General features: G+C 66.1%; 12 protein-coding genes. 4 read left to right on the top strand and 8 right to left on the bottom strand.

Features of this window, described 5'->3' with window-relative positions; genetic code table 11:
* Positions 1–12: 12 nt before the first annotated feature.
* From TV39_RS21490 to TV39_RS20440, 5 genes are all read right to left on the bottom strand, one after another.
* On the bottom strand, positions 13–2,133 hold the full coding sequence (locus tag TV39_RS21490) for a hypothetical protein (protein WP_052500648.1): 2,121 nt from the start codon (positions 2,131–2,133) through the stop codon (positions 13–15).
* A gap of 149 nt (positions 2,134–2,282) precedes the next feature.
* Entirely contained in the window at positions 2,283–3,185 is a 903-nt protein-coding gene (locus tag TV39_RS20455; protein ID WP_043485379.1) for an SDR family oxidoreductase, read from the bottom strand.
* Positions 3,186–3,187: 2 nt separating this feature from the next.
* Positions 3,188–4,192 (bottom strand): aldo/keto reductase family protein, encoded by a 1,005-nt coding sequence (locus tag TV39_RS20450; RefSeq protein WP_043485441.1) that lies wholly within the window; start codon positions 4,190–4,192, stop codon positions 3,188–3,190.
* Positions 4,193–4,242: 50 nt separating this feature from the next.
* Positions 4,243–5,316: an aldo/keto reductase gene (locus TV39_RS20445; protein ID WP_043485377.1), complete on the bottom strand. Its 1,074-nt coding sequence runs from the start codon at positions 5,314–5,316 to the stop codon at positions 4,243–4,245.
* Between the two features lie 150 nt (positions 5,317–5,466).
* A complete protein-coding gene (locus TV39_RS20440) occupies positions 5,467–6,108 on the bottom strand; it encodes a hypothetical protein (protein WP_043485375.1) in 642 nt (213 codons plus the stop codon).
* Positions 6,109–6,334: 226 nt separating this feature from the next.
* On the opposite strand from TV39_RS20440, the gene TV39_RS20435 reads away from it, so the two are divergent.
* Entirely contained in the window at positions 6,335–6,721 is a 387-nt protein-coding gene (locus tag TV39_RS20435) for a YchJ family protein (RefSeq protein ID WP_235347467.1), read from the top strand.
* Here the strand turns inward: TV39_RS20435 and TV39_RS20430 are convergent.
* The 3 genes from TV39_RS20430 to TV39_RS20420 form a co-directional block, all read right to left on the bottom strand.
* Positions 6,718–7,548 carry a TIGR04086 family membrane protein gene (locus TV39_RS20430; RefSeq protein ID WP_043485370.1) on the bottom strand — a complete coding sequence of 277 codons (831 nt, stop codon included), beginning with the start codon at positions 7,546–7,548 and terminating at the stop codon, positions 6,718–6,720. The two genes, TV39_RS20435 and TV39_RS20430, sit on opposite strands and share 4 nt — an antisense overlap.
* A gap of 157 nt (positions 7,549–7,705) precedes the next feature.
* On the bottom strand, positions 7,706–9,691 hold the full coding sequence (locus tag TV39_RS20425) for an acyl-CoA dehydrogenase family protein (RefSeq protein ID WP_043485368.1): 1,986 nt from the start codon (positions 9,689–9,691) through the stop codon (positions 7,706–7,708).
* A gap of 64 nt (positions 9,692–9,755) precedes the next feature.
* Complete coding sequence (locus TV39_RS20420) at positions 9,756–10,058, bottom strand: hypothetical protein (RefSeq protein WP_043485438.1); 303 nt, start codon at positions 10,056–10,058, stop codon at positions 9,756–9,758.
* Between the two features lie 304 nt (positions 10,059–10,362).
* On the opposite strand from TV39_RS20420, the gene TV39_RS20415 reads away from it, so the two are divergent.
* The 3 genes from TV39_RS20415 to TV39_RS20405 are packed head-to-tail and all read left to right on the top strand — an operon-like array spanning position 10,363 to position 16,180.
* The gene (locus tag TV39_RS20415) at positions 10,363–11,811 is read left to right on the top strand and encodes a DUF3375 family protein (RefSeq protein WP_043485365.1); all 1,449 of its coding nucleotides are present in this window, start codon (positions 10,363–10,365) and stop codon (positions 11,809–11,811) included.
* A 2-nt stretch (positions 11,812–11,813) separates the two neighbouring features.
* On the top strand, positions 11,814–12,704 hold the full coding sequence (locus TV39_RS20410; RefSeq protein WP_235347466.1) for a DUF4194 domain-containing protein: 891 nt from the start codon (positions 11,814–11,816) through the stop codon (positions 12,702–12,704).
* Entirely contained in the window at positions 12,701–16,180 is a 3,480-nt protein-coding gene (locus TV39_RS20405; RefSeq protein WP_043485362.1) for an ATP-binding protein, read from the top strand. The genes TV39_RS20410 and TV39_RS20405 overlap by 4 nt, the downstream gene beginning before the upstream one ends.
* Positions 16,181–16,212: the final 32 nt, after the last annotated feature.

The following is a 16,212-nucleotide window of genomic DNA, read 5'->3' as shown; positions in this document are numbered from 1 at the left end:
TTCGAACCTGGTCTAGCGGATGACGACGGCGGGAGAGCCGGCGGCAACATACTCGGCGTTTGTGGCCGTAAGCAGGCCGGCCGGGGAATCGTAGTAAAGGGAAGTGCTGCCGGTCAGCTTCACAAAACTGCTGCCCGGAATGAGCGTGCTGGTCTGCGGCGTGGGCATCCCGTAGCTCTGCCACTGCGCAAAGTTAAGATGGCTGCCCTTATAGGTGCTTCCCACCAGGTAGATGGCGCCGCTCCAGGAGTTCTTCACGAAACGGCCCGTTCCGAGATCCGTGAATGTCCGTTTCGCCGCGGGGATGGCCATCCATTCCGCGTAGGTGAGTTCGTGGACGTTGCCAGACGGAGACTTGAGGAAAATGGTGGGCAGGTTGCTGTACTTGCTGGCGATGGAGCCGCCGACGAAGCCGGTGGCCATCGGCGTCGGGTAACCGGCGGCGCTCCAGTCGGAGAAACTCAGGGCAGACACTTTGGCGTCGTATTCGGCCTGGCCGGTTGCCGTTGCCTCCACCTTGAAGATGGTGGGCTCCCAGGAGTACTTCACATATTTCACGGGCAGGCTGACGGCGGGGGATCCGGCGCTGGTCCACTGCGACTGGGACGCCGTGGCTTCCCCGGCCGGGCTGAAGTAGTACAAGGCGGAGTCATTGAACTTGCCGAAGAAATACGTTCCGGCCAGGAGCTTGAAACTCGCCGGGGCGGGCTGCCCGTACGCAGTCCAGTCGGCGTAGCTCAGGGCCCGGCCCTTGTTGGTGCTGTCCACGGCATAGATGGTGGTGCTCCAGCTGTTCTTGACGAAGCTGACTGCCGGAAGGGTGGCATACGCCGGGAACCCCAGATCCGAGTACTCACTCCAGGTCAGCGATTTGAAGGACCCGTCGGGACGTTTGCCGTAAATGCTCGGCGAATCGACGTGCTTGAAGTAGGAGGAATACGGGCTCTTGCCCCGGATGGTGATGGTGGCCGCGCTGCTCGTGATGGAGTCTATGGTGATCGTGGTGCCCGCGGCGGTGGTGAACCTGCCCCCTTGCCAGGCCAGGTTCGGGTGGTACCAGCCGTCATAGGGTTTGGTATTGGGCATGAGGATCATTGATGCGGCCGGATCGGACGGATCGGCCTTCAGGATCTGCACGCCCTGGTTGCCGGACACGGCAGTGAGAGCGTCGTAACCCACAGGCATGCGAAGTTCCACGTAGTAGACCTCGTTGCTGATGGGATCGGTGAACTTCAGCGCACGGTAGTCACCGGTGCCGGCCCAGGGCGTCACCTTGAAGCTCTTGGCACCCAGGATGGTACCGGCATCGCGGATCTCATAACCGTTGCCGAACGAGCCGAGGTCGTAGTGGTACGAGTCGATCGTGGGGATGGCGGCGCGCGTGGGACCCATGACGGACGTGTCATTGCCGTAGGCGCGCGACCAGCAGTTGCCGTTGTCCAGCCGGCCGAACGACGCCGTCGAGTCCGAACTTCCGTCGGAGCACTGGATGCTGTTGGCGTGGTCCAGGCCGAAGACGTGGCCGAACTCGTGGGTCATCACCGTATTCGTGAACGTCCCCGGGTAGGGCATCAGGACGCGCCCGCTGGTGGCTCCGCCGGACCAGCCGGCGCCAAGATTTCCGCCCTGGCCGTAAACCACCACGTCGTTGCGGGGCATGAAAATCACAAGGCTGGTGTTGGCTGTTTCGATCCAGCCAAGTTCCTTGGTGACTCTCTCCAGGATGTCGTCGAAGTTCCAGTCCGAGCGTGCGCTGGTCTTGAACCCTTTGACAACGTCAACGATGGACAGGGACAGCCGCCCGCCGGACATTCCGTTCCAGTAACTGCTGGCGGCTCCGATCGAATTCTTGGCGGCGTCAATATTGATAGCGTCCGTCTCAGCGGTGGTCTTATCCGCGGTCTGGATTGTGACAAGCGATACCTTGACGTTGCCGGCGCGGGGGAGCCACTCCGTGGTGAGCGACCCGGACGTGACCCCCGAAGGCGCTGATCGGATGAAGTCGACGGGCGCTGGCGGCGGCGACGGCGGCGTGTCTACGGCCTGCGCCGGAGCGACGGCGACGAGGCTTCCTGAAACCAGGAAAGTCAGTAAAGTCAGAGCCCGCAGAACCGCGGAAGTTGTAGAGCGCATTGGATCCCCAAAAAGTGCGTGCTGTAGCAACATGCCCCGACCGAATGGCGGGTGAGCAAAGCCTAATCCGTTATTGGGGTTTTGAGAATAACAACAGCCACTTTGATGAACTCAAACAACACTGTTAACACGCTGAACGTGCGTGGGCGCTAGAGGTGATGCGCCTCCTTGAGGAAGTCCGCGAGCCCCTGGGGTTCCCTGCCTGTGAGGCCATAAACGTCCGACGTCGGGCCGGCGAGTTCGCCGTTGGCAATGGCCGTGTAGGTGCTCACCCAGGCATCCACCTGCCAGGCCGGTGCGCCGTAGGATGCCCGGGAGGCATAGGCCTCCTCCACGGTTTCATTGTGGAAGCTGACGGTCCGTCCTGTGCCCGAGGTGAGGAGCTCCGCGGCCCGCTGCAGGGAAATGTCCTCCGGCCCGGTGAGGTCGTAGGTCCTGCCCACGTGTACCGCCGGATCACCCAGCACTGCCGCCGCGCACCGGGCGATGTCCCCGCGGGTTACGGCAGCCATGACGCCGTCGCCCGCCGGGCCGCGGATGACGCCGTCCTCCCCGGTGAGCAGCGGCAGGAAGTCGAGGTAGAAGTTGTCCCGCAGGAACGTGTACTTCATCCCGGAGGCCCTGATCCGCTCCTCGGTGGCGTAATGGTCCCTGCCCAGCGTGAACGTGCAGTCTGCGGAGGCGCCGAAGAAGGACGTGTACACCACATGCTCAACCCCGGCCGCGGCAGCTGCGTCAATAAACACGAAATGCGTCTGGAGCCTGTCCTCGGCCTCGGCAGCGGACACCATGAACAGCGTCTTCACGCCCGCCAGCGAGGACTTCGCCAGCACCGGGTCCCCGTACGTGGACACCACCGGAACAGCACCCGGGAGGTCAGGTGCCCTGGCGGCGTCGCGCACCAGCAGCCGCTGCGGCAGCCCGGCGTCAGCGATGATCCTGGCGACGAGTCCGCCGAGCTGTCCGGTGGATCCGGTGACCGCCAGGCCGGGCAGGTCCCCGACCGTTGGTCCGCCCGTCCCCGTGCCGGCGGCACCCTCCCCGTCCGCCACGGCTAGGCCTCCCGGGACGCGGGCGACTTGGTCTGGGCCGGGTCCCGTTCGGCCAGTGACCCGATGGCGTCGTCGATCTTGTCCAGGATGGCCTGGTCCAGCTTGACGCCGGCGGCCGCCACGTTGCCGGCAATCTGCTCCGGACGGGACGCGCCCATGATGGCGGAGGCAACGTTCTTGTTCTGCAGCACCCAGGCGATGCTGAGCTGGGCCATGGTGAGTCCGGCTTCCTCCGCGATCGGCTTGAGCTGCTGGACGCCGGTGAGCACTTCGTCGGACATCCAGCGTTCGATCATCCTGGCGCCGCCCTTGGAGTCCGTGGCACGGCTTCCTTCGGGGGCCGGCTTCCCCGGCCGGTACTTGCCGCTCAGCACACCCTGGGCCATGGGGGACCACACGATCTGGGACAGGCCCAGCTCTTCGGATGTCGGGACCACTTCGGCCTCGATGACCCGCCACAGCATGGAGTACTGCGGCTGGTTTGAAATCAGCTGGAAGCCCAGGTCCTTGGCGAGGGCGTGGCCGTCCCTGATCTGGCCGGCCGTCCATTCGCTGACCCCGATGTACAGCGCCTTGCCCTGCCGGACGATGTCCGCGAACGCTTGCATGGTTTCTTCCAGCGGCGTCTCGTAGTCAAAGCGGTGCGCCTGGTAGAGGTCCACGTAGTCGGTCTGGAGGCGTGTCAGGGAACCGTTGATGGACTCCATGATGTGCTTGCGGGACAGCCCTACGTCGTTGTGGCCCTTGGGTCCGGTGGGGCCGAACACCTTGGTGAAGATCTCCAGGGACTCACGGCGCTCATCCTTCAACGCCTCGCCCAGTACCTTCTCCGCCGCAGTGTTGGCGTAGACGTCGGCGGTGTCGAACGTGCTGATTCCCGCGTCCAGTGCTGCCCGCACGCACTGGGTGGCCACATCGTTCTCCACCTGGGAGCCGTGCGTGAGCCAGTTGCCGAAAGTGATTTCGGAGATCTTGAAGCCGCTGTTGCCGAGGTATCTGAATTCCATGGTTTTCACCGTAGCCCACTTGGTTGCTCAGGGTAAGGGCTTTCCGCCAGCTACCTTCGCCGAAGCTCCGCGTACTCCAGGGAGGGGACCACGGCGCCGGCGTCCCGCTCCACGAAGTTGGTGCCGGGAGGCACCAGCTCGTCGATGGCATCCAGCACGGATTCGTCCAGCACCGTGTCCGCAGCGTGCAGGTAGGCGTGCAGGTGCTCCTCGCTCCGCGGGCCGACGATCACGCTGCTGACGGCCGGATGGTTCAGCGCGAAGCCGACTGCCAGGTCCACCAGCGGCAGCTCCAGCTTGTCCGCCAGCCGGGCCAGGGCGTCTGCTGCGTGCAGCTTCCGCTCGCTTGCCGGGCCCGAGATGTCGTACCGCCCGGGAAGGGAGTGGACCCGCGTGGGCGGCTTCCCGGCGTCCAGGACAAAGCTCCCGGACAGCCAGCCGCCGGCCAGCGGACCGTAGGCCAGCACGCCGAGGCCGTACTGCTGGGCGATCGGCAGGACGTCGCGCTCGGTGCCCCGGACCAGCATCGAATAGGGGACCTGGTTGGCAACGGGCGGAATGAGGTGGTTGGTGGTGGCCAGCCACTGGGCCTCCACCAGCTGCGCCGGGGTGAACACGGACGTTCCGTAGTAGAGGATCTTGCCCTGCCGGATGAGGTCGTTCAGCGCCGTGATGGTTTCCAGCACATCCGTGTTGTAGTCCGGACGATGCGCCTGGTACAGGTCGATCCGGTCCGTCTGCAGGCGTCGAAGGCTGCCCTCCACGGCCTGCATGATCCAGCGCCGCGAGTTTCCGGAGTGGGCAGGGTTGGCGCTCATCTGGCCGTGGAACTTCGTGGCGATGAAGACGTCGTCGCGGCGGCCTTTCAGGGCACGGCCCACCACGTGCTCGCTCTGCCCCTGCGAGTAGACGTCCGCAGTGTCCACGGCGGTGATGCCGGCGTCCAACGCAGCGTTGATGATGCGGATGCCTTCATCGGCACCGGTGGGTGCGTAGCCGTGGGCGCTGCCGCCGGCGCCTGACGGGTCCGCGGCTGCGCCCTCGCCGAAGTTCATGGTGCCCAGGGTGAGCGGGCTGATTAATGTCCCGCTGCGCCCGAATACCCGTAGCTGGTTGAGGCTCATTCCCGGTTTCCTCACGTTTGACCCCACAGCCGACTGCTGTGGATCGTCACGAGGCTACACAAAATTGGCCGGTCGGACGCCGGCGCCGAAGCACTTCTTAGCCTTGCGTAGTGCGGGGTAACGCAGCGGGGGTCAATGAAGAATTGTGACTTAGCCGGCGCGGCGGTGATCAGTGGGCAGGGTGCCCTTCAGGGCGCCGGGATGGCCGGCAAGCGAGACCAGCGAACCAGTGTCCAGCATGGCCATCCGTCCCGGGGCCGGGGGTTTCTCGAAGGAGCGCGGGATGGCCTTGACGGTGGCGTGCTGGTCCGTGGCGGACTCCACCAGCGGTGCAACCGCCCTGACGTCTTCCACCGGGGCATCCGGACTGGGGAGATCACGCACGGTGACTTTCACTTCGGGCGGCGCCGCGGCCTCAACCCGGGCGGCAGCGCGGGCGTCTGCCCGGGCGACGGCAGCGGCCCAGTCCTCGGCCAGGGCGGGAGCCTCGCCGCGGGCCGTGCTGGTGCGCGCCGGGTGTTCCTTGGGGCCCCGCAGCTTCGATTTGAGGGGACCGGACTGAGGAGCCTTCAGGCTGAAAGTACGGCGGGGCGCACGGATGGCGGTTTCCGCAGCGGGCCCGGCGGCGCGGCGGCCGAACAGCGCCATCACCATTACGCCGACCAGCCGGCCCAGCCCTGCAATTAGCAAGGTGGCAACAAAGACCAGGAAGAGTCCGATGAACATGACGAAGGCCACACCGAGCGTGCCAAAAAAGGTCAGGTTCAGGGCAATGGTGGTGGGATCTTCCATTTACCTCTCCTCACGGCCTGCAGCGCCTGTGTACGGGCAGCAACTACCCGCCGATAAGCACCCCTTAACAATACGGACTTTTGCGGGGCAACACGCCCGCATTGAGGCCCGCGACGGGGTTGTGTCGAAGCTGTTATCGGATATGACACGGCCGGTTCCGCCCCGGTCCGGGCATATAGTCGGAGACAGTCATTTGAAGCCCCTCAGTCAGCCTGAAAGGACCGCCGTGCCCAACCCCGGAAACTGCCCTTGCCTGTCCGGTGAGCAGTACGCGGACTGCTGCGGCCGGTTCCACCGCGGTGACGCCGATGCCCCCACGGCGGAACAGCTGATGCGCTCCCGGTACAGCGCGTTCGTGGTGCACGATGCCGCCTACCTCCTCCGAACCTGGCATCCGGATACCCGGCCCGCGGAACTCAAACTGGATCCGGCCATCGAATGGCGCCGGCTGGACGTTGTTTCCACGGTCCGCGGCGGACCGCTGGATTCGGAAGGGACCGTCGAGTTCAGGGCCCACTTCCGGCACGACGGCGAGCGGGGCGTCCACCACGAAACCAGCCGGTTCCTGCGTGTTGACCGCCGTTGGTACTACCTGGACGAGGTTGCGCCCTAGCGGTCAGCGTCCGCTTCAACGGGGGTGAACCCGGCCCGGTCCACCTTGCGGTGGAACCGCATGCCGGCCATGCCGCCCACCACGGCCCCAATCAGTGCGACCACAGCGACCACGACGGCGGCGATAATGCCGGAGGTGGTCAGCTGCCCTTCATTGACGGGGATCCGCGGGAAGCTGTTCAGGTTGGCGAGGATGTTGAAGCGTCCACCGGCGATCATGGCCAGCAGCGCAACAAGTATTGCGAAGATCACGGCCCAGACCCACACCATGAACCCCTGTTTGGCGCCGTTGAAGCGCGCCATCCGGCCGGCCACGTAACCGCCGCAGTAGTAAGCCACAAAGAGGATGACCAGCAGCACAATGATCCCTACCAGCCCCACGGTCTGGTCGCCGGAGGCCTGGTTCACGGCCTCGTTGACGTCCGTGCTGGTGGCAAGCCCCACTGCTGTTCCCGCCGCTGCAACGAGGGCCGTCAGCAAGACGGCCGTTCCCGTCGCGGCCAGCCAGCCAAAGAATGCGGACCCGACCTTGATGCCGCCGAACTGTTCCTTCTCGCGGGCAACCACAGTCTCGCGGGTGGCAGCATGGGGGTCAGCGGCCACAACGGGCTCGGACGTCGGAGGCACCGTGTAGGCGCGGGTGTCGGCGTCGTGGTCCGTGCCGGCGTCGTACTTGCCGCTGGTACGCGGAGCGTCAGCGTAGCTGCGGCGGCCCTCCAGCCTGCCTTCCACCCCGTTCCGGTCTGCGTGGCTCGCGTCGACGCCGTCCGTACGGTCGACGCGGGCGCGGCGCGGCTGTCTGTCTTCGGGTCCTGCTGTGCTGCTCATCAGGCGTTCTCGCTTTCATCGATTGAACCGGGCCCATTGTTTGGGCCGGCCACCGCTATGCGGAGACGTGCATGGTGCTCTTATCACCACCTAACCACGGCCTGCCGGTGGTAGCAAGGATGCTTAGTATCTCCGGCGGGGCGGAAATCAGCGTGAATCAGCGGTATTTGCGGTGCAGGTTCTCCTTCACGGACGGCCGCGGGGACGCGTCCGCGATCCATGGCCCGGTGCCTTCGGACTGGTCCAGGACGCCTGCTTCCAGCCACGTGTAGTCGCCCGCCAGTACCTTTTCGGTGAGCTCGCGGTCGGCGTCGTCGGTGTTCCGCCACAGCTGGTCGAAGTACTCGTCCACCCGGACCCGCGCTTGTTCGCAGTAGGCCTCGGCGAGTTCATAGGCAGTGGCGGCCTGCTCGGGCGACGTGTGGAGCATGCCTTCAGCCCGCGAACAGCATGCCGCCATCGCAAACAGCTCCGCGCCGATGTCCACGATCCGGCCCAGGAACGCCTGCTTGTGCTCCAGCTTTGCCTGCCACCGGCCCATTCCGTAAAACGTCTGGCGGGCCAGCCGCCGCGAGGAGCGCTCCACGAAACGCAACTGCTTGGCCAGCCGGCCGAACTCCGTGTAGGACCGCGGATCCATCCCCGCGCCCGCCACCAGTTTGGGCAGCCACCTCGCGTAGAAGCCTGAAGCGCCGACGGCCGCCCGCGCCTTGTCCTGCAGGCTGGCATCCGCGGAAGCAAGGTCCCCGGCGGCGGCGAGGTGCGCATCCACGGCCTCACGGGCAATCAGGAGCTTCATGATTTCCGAGGAACCCTCGAAGATCCGGTTGATCCGGAGGTCCCGGAGCTGTTGTTCTGCCGGCACGGCGCGCTCGCCTCGCGCCTCCAGAGAGTCCGCCGTCTCGAAGCCGCGTCCGCCGCGGATCTGCACCAGCTCGTCAGCTATCCGGCAGCTGATCTCCGTGGACCAGAGCTTGGCCAGGGCGGCCTCGATCCGGACATCCTTCTGGCCGGCATCGGCCATCTCGGCGGACAGCTCGAACACGGCGTCCAGGGCGAAGGCGCTCGCGGCGATGAAAGCGATCTTCTTGCCCACGGCTTCGTGCTTGCCTACCGGCCGGCCCCACTGCGTGCGTGCGTTGGACCATTCGCGGGCGATCTTCAGGCTCCACCGGCCGGATGCCACACAGAGGGCCGGGATGGACAGCCGTCCGGTGTTGAGGGTGGTGAGGGCGATCTTCAGGCCCTGGCCCTCCCGCCCGAGCCGGTTAGCCGCGGGTACCCGCACCTGGTGGAATCGCGTCACCCCGTTTTCGATGCCCCGCAGCCCCATAAAGGCATTGCGGTTTTCCACCGTGATGCCGGGGGAGTCCATTTCCACCACGAAGGCGCTGATGCCGCCCTTGTGGACCGTGCCGTCGGAATCCCTGTGCTCCGGGACCAGGGCCATGACCACCACCAGTTCGGCGATCACGCCGTTGGTGGTCCACAGTTTCACGCCGTCCAACACGTAAGCATCGCCGTCGTCCGTGGGAACTGCGGTGCTGCCCATCCGGGCGGGGTCGCTCCCGACGTCGGGCTCCGTCAGCAGGAACGCCGTGATGGCGCCGGCGGCGCAGCGGGGAAGGTACTCTTGCTTCTGCTCCGCAGTGCCGAACACCTTGACAGGCTCAGGGACGCCGATGGACTGGTGCGCGGACAGCAGCGCTCCGAGGCTCGGGTGCACCGAGCCCAGCAGGGCCAGCGCGCGGCCGTAGTACACGAGGGACAGGCCGAGGCCGCCATATTCGCGCGGGATCTTCATGCCGAAGACGCCCAGCTCGGCCAGGCCGGCGAGGTACTCGTCCGGGATTTTGGCGTCCCGCTCGATCAGGCGGCCGGACATGGTCCTGCAGTAGGCGGTGAGGCGGGCCATGAACTCGTCGCCGCGTTCCACGTCCTCGGCCCTGGCCTCGGGCCAGGGATGGATCAGCGAGAGATCGAAGCTGCCGAGGTACAGACCCTTGGCGAAGCTGGGCCGGTCCCAGGAGGTTTCCCGGGCGGCCTCCGTAATGGCCCGGGCATCCGCCTCGGTGGCCTCCGGTCCGATCTTGTCGGGGGCGACGGGAACATCGGCGGCTGGACTGTCAGTGGCAGAGCTCACGGGGCATCTCCTCTAACCGGGGTGGCCGGCTCGAGCCCTGGGTCCGCCTCGGGTGGAGAACCCTTCAGCTGTCCCTCAATGCTACCCGCGGGTAAGTTCCCGTGCTAGGGGCAGGCTGCCCTTGAAAGTCGCCGGGGAGTTCCACTGTGGAGGCGTGGTGCACCATCCGGTCCCACAGGTGGTTGATGCCGTGGACCAATCCCAGCAGGGTGCCGGCAACGATGAACCAGGCGAGCCGGCCCACTCCCACGAGCACCATGGCCAGGAAGCCGGCCGTCATCATGAAACCCACTATCAGCATCCCGAACATAAGAGTTCCGATGAACACGAAAGTGCCTGTTTCAACTGCGCTGAGATCGAACTGCATGGTTTCCCCCTGCGTCATTGCCTGATGGATCGAGTAGCACGAGCGTAGGGTGCGGGCGGCGCGGTCAGCCAGACTCAGCACGCCGTGGCGCGGGGGTTGATGCGCGATCGAAATGCTACCGGAGCGTAGGTCACGGTGCGGTCACTTAAACCCCACCAGTAACACGCGTAACAGGAGTCGCGGGCTGCCGGCGGGCCGGACACCATGCCGGAGCTGCTGCCCGGGGCACTGCGTTAACCTTGTAGTTGGCAGTTTTCGGGTTTTCCGCTGCCCGACGAGTCCCGTGGCAGCTGAAGGAGAGTGCGTGTCCCGATCCGCCCCGTCCTCCGCGGACGCGATCAGCGCCCGGCTCCGGGACCTCGAACTCCTCACCAAAGGGCCGGCCTGGGCGCTCACGCGGTCCGCGCCGTGGGTCATCGCCGTCCTGCAGGCTTCCTTCACCCGCACCCGTCCGCAGCTTCCGCTGGAAGAGTTCCATGCCGACGTCGACGCCTTCCTTGAACAGCTCCGCCGCCAGGACCCCGGACTGGGCGGGATAGCCAACGGGAAATCCTTCGGGGACGAATGGACCCGTAAGAATTTCCTGACCCGCCGCAACCAGTCGGGGCAGATCGTCTACGAAATCACCGAACCCGCGGCCCGCGTCCTGGCTTTCCTGGACAGCCTTTCCAGCGAACGCTCCACCCTGAACGGTTCCCGCCTGGGGACGCTGCTCGGTGACGTCGAAAAGCTCGCCAACGAGACCAACCCGGACCAGAGTGCCCGGCTTGAGTCGCTCGAGGACGAGATCGAGGAGCGCCAGCAGCTCATCCAGGACATCAGCTCCGGCGACTTCGACGGGCTGCTGGACGACGACGAAGCAGTGGAGGCCGCCGGAAACATCCTCGACCTCGCCGCCAGCCTGCCCGCGGATTATAAGAAGATGCGTGACCGGATCGAAGAGCTGGTGGGCGAGCTCCGCAACCAGATCATCGAGGAATCCCTCAGCAAAGGTGCCACCATGGCGCAGGTGCTGGAGGCGGACAAGCGGCTGCGGCAGAGTCCTGAAGGCAGGACATTCCGGTCCTTCACGGCATTCCTGGAGGATCCCCAGCAGCAGCTGCGTTTCCGGTCGGCGATCGGCGAGGTGCTCAGCCGCCAGTTCGCGGACGACCTCAGCCATGACGACCGCGAGACGCTGAAGAACCTGGTGGCCGAGCTCCGAACGCAGCATAGCCAGATCCAGCGGATCTACGGCAAGCTCAGCGAAAGCCTCAACACCTATGTCCAGAGCGACGATTTCCGCCAGTCCGTGCGGCTGCGGAAGGTGCTCCGGGAAGCTGAACAGGCCATCCGCTCGCTGCCTTATGAGCGGGAACGCCCCGGCCTGGTGCCCGGACCGGTGCTCTTCAACGCAGGCTTCGAGTCCTTGTCCATGGTCAAGCTTTTCGACCCCGACGAGTTCGCGGCGCCCCCGAAGCTCGCCGACCCCATCGCCTTCAGCGACTCGGACCGGGTGCGCTCGCCGCGCACCGGCAAGGCCAAACCGGCAGCCATCCGCGCCGCGCTCGCCGGGGCCGCCACGCTCCCGGAGGCCTGGGAGCAGCTTCCGCCGGAGGAACGCCACATCAACTCCATCCGCGCGCTGCTGTCCCACGCCCTGCACGACGGGGCCGGCTTCGACCGCGCCGGCTGGGACGCCATCGACTTCGAACAAATAGACGGAACCACCCGCAAGGCATTCCTGCCGGTGGTCACCCTCACAAAGGATTGACGATGACTGAATTTTCAAGCACTACGAGTGCAGCGACGGCGGACGCCGCCGTCGCTGATCCCGAAGTGCCGGTGGTCGAGCCCGAAGTACCGGTGGTCGAGCCCGTCGAGACCCCGGAGGCACCCTCCGCCCCCGGACACATCCACGCCGAGCCGTTTACGGTGACTCCGCGGGACACTTTCGTGGACGGCGCCGCGCTGTTCCCCGGGGACACCGGCGTCCTCCCGATGAAGGTCCGCCAAGCACTGGTGAAGCTGCTGAAAGGCCCCTATGTTGATGGCGGCCGGGACGAGAAACTATGGACCACGCTGCTGGACAACCAGCTGATCCTGCGGAGCCGGCTGTCCGAGCTGTTCCTGACACTCCAGCTGGACCACGAACGCAAGGTAGCAGTGCTGCGCCCGGTGGACCCTGAAGCCATCGGAGGCAGCACCCGCTCCAGCATCCTGCGCCAGCAGCGTGCGCTCAGCCGGGTGGAAACCATCGTGCTGCTGCGCCTGCGGCTCCTGCTGGACCGCCACGTCACGGCCCAGACGGATCCCACCATCACGAAGGAAGAAATCGCCGAGCTGGTGGCCCACTACCAGCCCTCCGGCCAGCAGGACGCCCTGCGCGACTCCGACGTCGTCAACCGCGCCATCACCAAGCTCCTGGCCCGCCAGCTCCTCATCACCACGGGCCTCGAGGACGTTTACACCATCTCCAACGCCCTGCCGCTGGCCCTCCCCTTCGAAAACATCGGCGACATCCCGGCCCATATCGAGGCCCTGGTGGCGGCAACAGCAGACCCCGCCGGAACGGAAGCGCTCATTGAGCTTGACGCTAATCCGGTGGTTGAGCCTGTCGAAACGGATGACGACGACACTGACGACGACGCGGAGGACAGCAAGTGAGCATCGCAACCATGCTGCCCATGGGCGAGCTCACCAACCCCGGCCAGATGCGCCTGGCCCTGGTCCAGGTGGTCAACTGGGGCACGTTCCATGGCGCCCACACGATGCACGTGGACCGCAACGGCACCCTGCTGACCGGCAATTCCGGCGTCGGCAAGTCCACGCTGTTTGACGCCATGCTGCGGGTGTTCGATGCGCGGCCGCGCTCCAACGAGGCTGCGGCGCAACGCTCGGGTGCCGTGGAGGACAAGAGGACCACGTTCACCTACATGCGCGGCAAGGTGGGGGACAAAGCTGTGGGCGAGGGCTCCGCCAGCGCCTTCCAGCGCCCCGGTGCTACCTGGTCCGCCGTCGCCCTGACGTTCGATAACGCGGCCGGCACGAAAGTGACGGTGTCGGCGCTCTTCGACCTGCCGAAGAACGGCACGGAGTCGAGCGTCGGCCGGTACTACCTGATCGACAACAAACCGCTGGACCTTGCCGCGATCGAGGGCATTGCCGAGAAGCGCTTCACCAAGGCTGCGCTGGACACGATCTTCCCGGACGCGCAGGTCTTCGATGTGCACAAGGCCTTCGCCGAGCGGTTCCGACGCCTGCTGGGCATCAATTCGGACCAGGCCCTGCCGCTGCTCCGCGTCATCCAGGCCGGCAAGGGCCTCGGCGGCAGCGTCAACACCTTCTTCCGGGACCAGGTGCTTGATGCGCCCGCCACCCTGGCCGCGGCGGACGACGTCGTCGAGGAATTCAGCAACCTGATGTCCATCCGGCAGCGGCTGGAGGACGTACGGCAGCAGCGCGACCAGCTGGCTCCGGTGCCGGGCCTCAATAGGGAATACGCACAGTCCCTGCTGGACGCGAACCGTCTGCGGGAGCTTGCCGGCGAAGAGTTCGATGCCTTCAAGCAGCAGCTCGCGGTTGCGGTCCACGAAAAGACCCTGGCCCGCTACAAGGACCTCGCCCAGGCCAAGGCCAGGGAGCTTGCCGCGGAGCGCGCGGTCCGGGACGGCCTGGCCAAGGATCTGCGCCAGCTGGAGGCGGACTACAACAATCAGGGCGGCAACGCGATCTCGGCGATTGAGCAGTCGCTGGAGAACGCCCGGGTGGGACTCAAGCTCCGCCAGCAGGTGGAGCAGGCGGCACGGCAGGCGCTGGCGGATGCCGGCCTTGACCTCGAGTGGACGGCCGAAGGCTGGGAGCAGGCGCACACCCACGCCGCCGACCGCTCCGCCGAACTGCAGGATGACTCCGAGGCGCTCAAGGAGCTGCGCTTCGAGGCGTTCGACGGCCACGCCACGAAGAAACGTGAGCTGGCGGCGGCCCAGCAGGAACTCGTCTCGCTGAAGACGCGCAAGTCCCTGCTCCCGCCGTCGAGCATTGAAAACCGGGCCGCCATCGCGGCGGCAACCGGCGTGCCGGAGGAGCAGATGCCGTTCGGCGGCGAACTGATCGACCTCGCCGATGGGCAGGAACAATGGCGCCCTGCCGCCGAACGCGCGCTGCGGAACCTGGCCACCACGCTGCTGGTCCCCGGCGAACACTTCGCCGCCGTCACCCGCTACCTGAACGACAACTCCGTCCGCGGCGCGCTCCGTGCGGTGGACGTATCCAAGCCGCTCGCCGGCGGTGCGCTGGCCGTTGAAGACGTGGCCGACGGCGATCTGCTGAGCAAGCTGGACATCCTCACCGCCGGGCCTGCGGCCGATGCCGGGCAGTGGATCCGCGAGCGGATCGCTGCCGACTTCGCCTACCCGTGCGTCGAGGACCCGGACCAACTGGCCGCGTTGGACAAGGGCCTGAGCCTGGGCGGCGTGGTCAAACGCAACCGCCACACCGTAGAAAAAGACGACCGCTTCACTAGCAGGCAGGACTACGTCCTCGGCTTCGACAACGCGTCGAAGCTCGAACTCGTTGCCGCCCAGGTGGAGGACCTGCAGCAGGAACTGGCCAAAGCCGCCGAACTCGCGCAAAGCCGCGAAGAGTCGCACCAGGGGATGACCCGCCAGCTGGAGGCCCTGCGCCGGATCGCCGAAGACCACCGGCCCTGGGAACAGGTTTCCGCGGCTGTGGCGGAGGACGAGCTCGGCAAAATCGAGCAGCGCCTCAAGGATGCCCTCGCCGCCCAGGCCGACCTGGAGCCGTTGCGCGCCAACATCGAGGCGGCCCGGCAGAAGCACCAGTCCAGCACCGAGGCCGCAGCGGTCCTGCAGAGCGAATACAAAGCGCTGGATCAACAGCTCACCGCAGCGGATTCGCTGCTGGAAGCGGCGCGCACCCGCCTGCGCCAGGCTCCGCCGTCGGACGCCACCGTTGCCGCGCTGGAACAATATTGTGCCGACTTCGGCGGCGTTGGCGACGTCACGGAAATGCATGAGCTGGACAACCTGGCCAACCAGGTCCGGACCCGGCTCCTCGCCGAACTGCATGCTGCAGAGTCCCGCGGGCAGGCCACCTCGGAGCGCCTCACCCGAATCTTCGAAGGATTCGTCCGCGAATGGGGCACGGCCATTTCCGCGGACCACGGCACCTCGATCGGCGCCGCCGGGGAGTTCGAAGCCCGGTACCACGCGATTGTCAGCGATGGCCTGCCGGCGCAGGAGGCCGAGTTCCGGCAGTTCTTCAACCAGCGCACGCACGAATCGTTCAGCACCCTGCTGCACCTGCTGGATGAGGAACGCCGGTCCATCACCAGCCGCATCCTGCCCCTGAACGGCATCCTGTCCGAGGTCAATTTCCATGAGGGCAGCTTCCTGGAACTCGACATCAAACAGACTCTGCCGCCCACCGCGAAGCAGTTCAAGGACGCCATCCAGAATGCGTTGAGGATCCGGCATGTCCGGCCCTCGCGCGCGGCCGGTGCACCGGCTTCCGGTTCGGAAGCGGACGACGACGCCGAGCTCACCAACCGCTACAAGTCGCTGGAAACGCTGGTGAAGCGGCTGGGGTCGCAGACTCCGGAGGACCGGCGCTGGCGGGCCGAGGTGCTGGATGTGCGCGGGCACCTGTTCATCCAGTGCAAGGAGCACCGCGAAGTGGCGGGAACGCCGTCGAACGGAAAGGGCCGGGGCAAGCGGACCGACGTATTCATGCACGCGGATACGGGTTCCATGTCCGGCGGCGAACGGCAGCGGTTCACGGCGTTCATCATGGCGGCGGCGCTGAGCTACCAGCTGGGCATCGCGGAGCAGGGCTTCACCACGTACGGCACCGTGATGATGGACGAGGCCTTCGTGCTGGCTTCGGAGGAATTCGCGGGTGCCGGCATCAAGGCGCTGCATGAATTCGGATTCCAGCTGCTCCTGGCCGCACCCGAGAACGTGATCGACCTGTCCCGGCACCTTGGTTCGGTCACCGAGATCCTGCGGGACAAGCGCACCAACCGGTCCGGTGTGCTCACTGCTCCTGTGATCGGCCCGAGGCCCGGTGCCGAGGGCCAGTGGAGGTCCGAGGCGAACCCGGTGGACATCGTCCTGCGCTGACCCCGGCCGCCTGATCGTGGCGGATTATAACA

This window comes from Arthrobacter sp. SPG23 (genome assembly GCF_000876655.1).
Lineage (GTDB): Bacteria > Actinomycetota > Actinomycetes > Actinomycetales > Micrococcaceae > Arthrobacter.
This window is presented reverse-complemented; position numbering and strand designations above follow the sequence as displayed.

Excerpts from the sequence above, each read along its gene's own strand:
- TV39_RS21490 (WP_052500648.1), bottom strand. The coding sequence starts at position 2,133 with ATGCGCTCTACAACTTCCGCGGTTCTGCGGGCTCTGACTTTACTGACT.
- TV39_RS20450 (WP_043485441.1), bottom strand. The coding sequence starts at position 4,192 with ATGGAATTCAGATACCTCGGCAACAGCGGCTTCAAGATCTCCGAAATC.
- TV39_RS20445 (WP_043485377.1), bottom strand. The coding sequence starts at position 5,316 with ATGAGCCTCAACCAGCTACGGGTATTCGGGCGCAGCGGGACATTAATC.
- TV39_RS20440 (WP_043485375.1), bottom strand. The coding sequence starts at position 6,108 with ATGGAAGATCCCACCACCATTGCCCTGAACCTGACCTTTTTTGGCACG.
- TV39_RS20430 (WP_043485370.1), bottom strand. The coding sequence starts at position 7,548 with ATGAGCAGCACAGCAGGACCCGAAGACAGACAGCCGCGCCGCGCCCGC.
- TV39_RS20420 (WP_043485438.1), bottom strand. The coding sequence starts at position 10,058 with ATGCAGTTCGATCTCAGCGCAGTTGAAACAGGCACTTTCGTGTTCATC.
- TV39_RS20410 (WP_235347466.1), top strand. The coding sequence starts at position 11,814 with ATGACTGAATTTTCAAGCACTACGAGTGCAGCGACGGCGGACGCCGCC.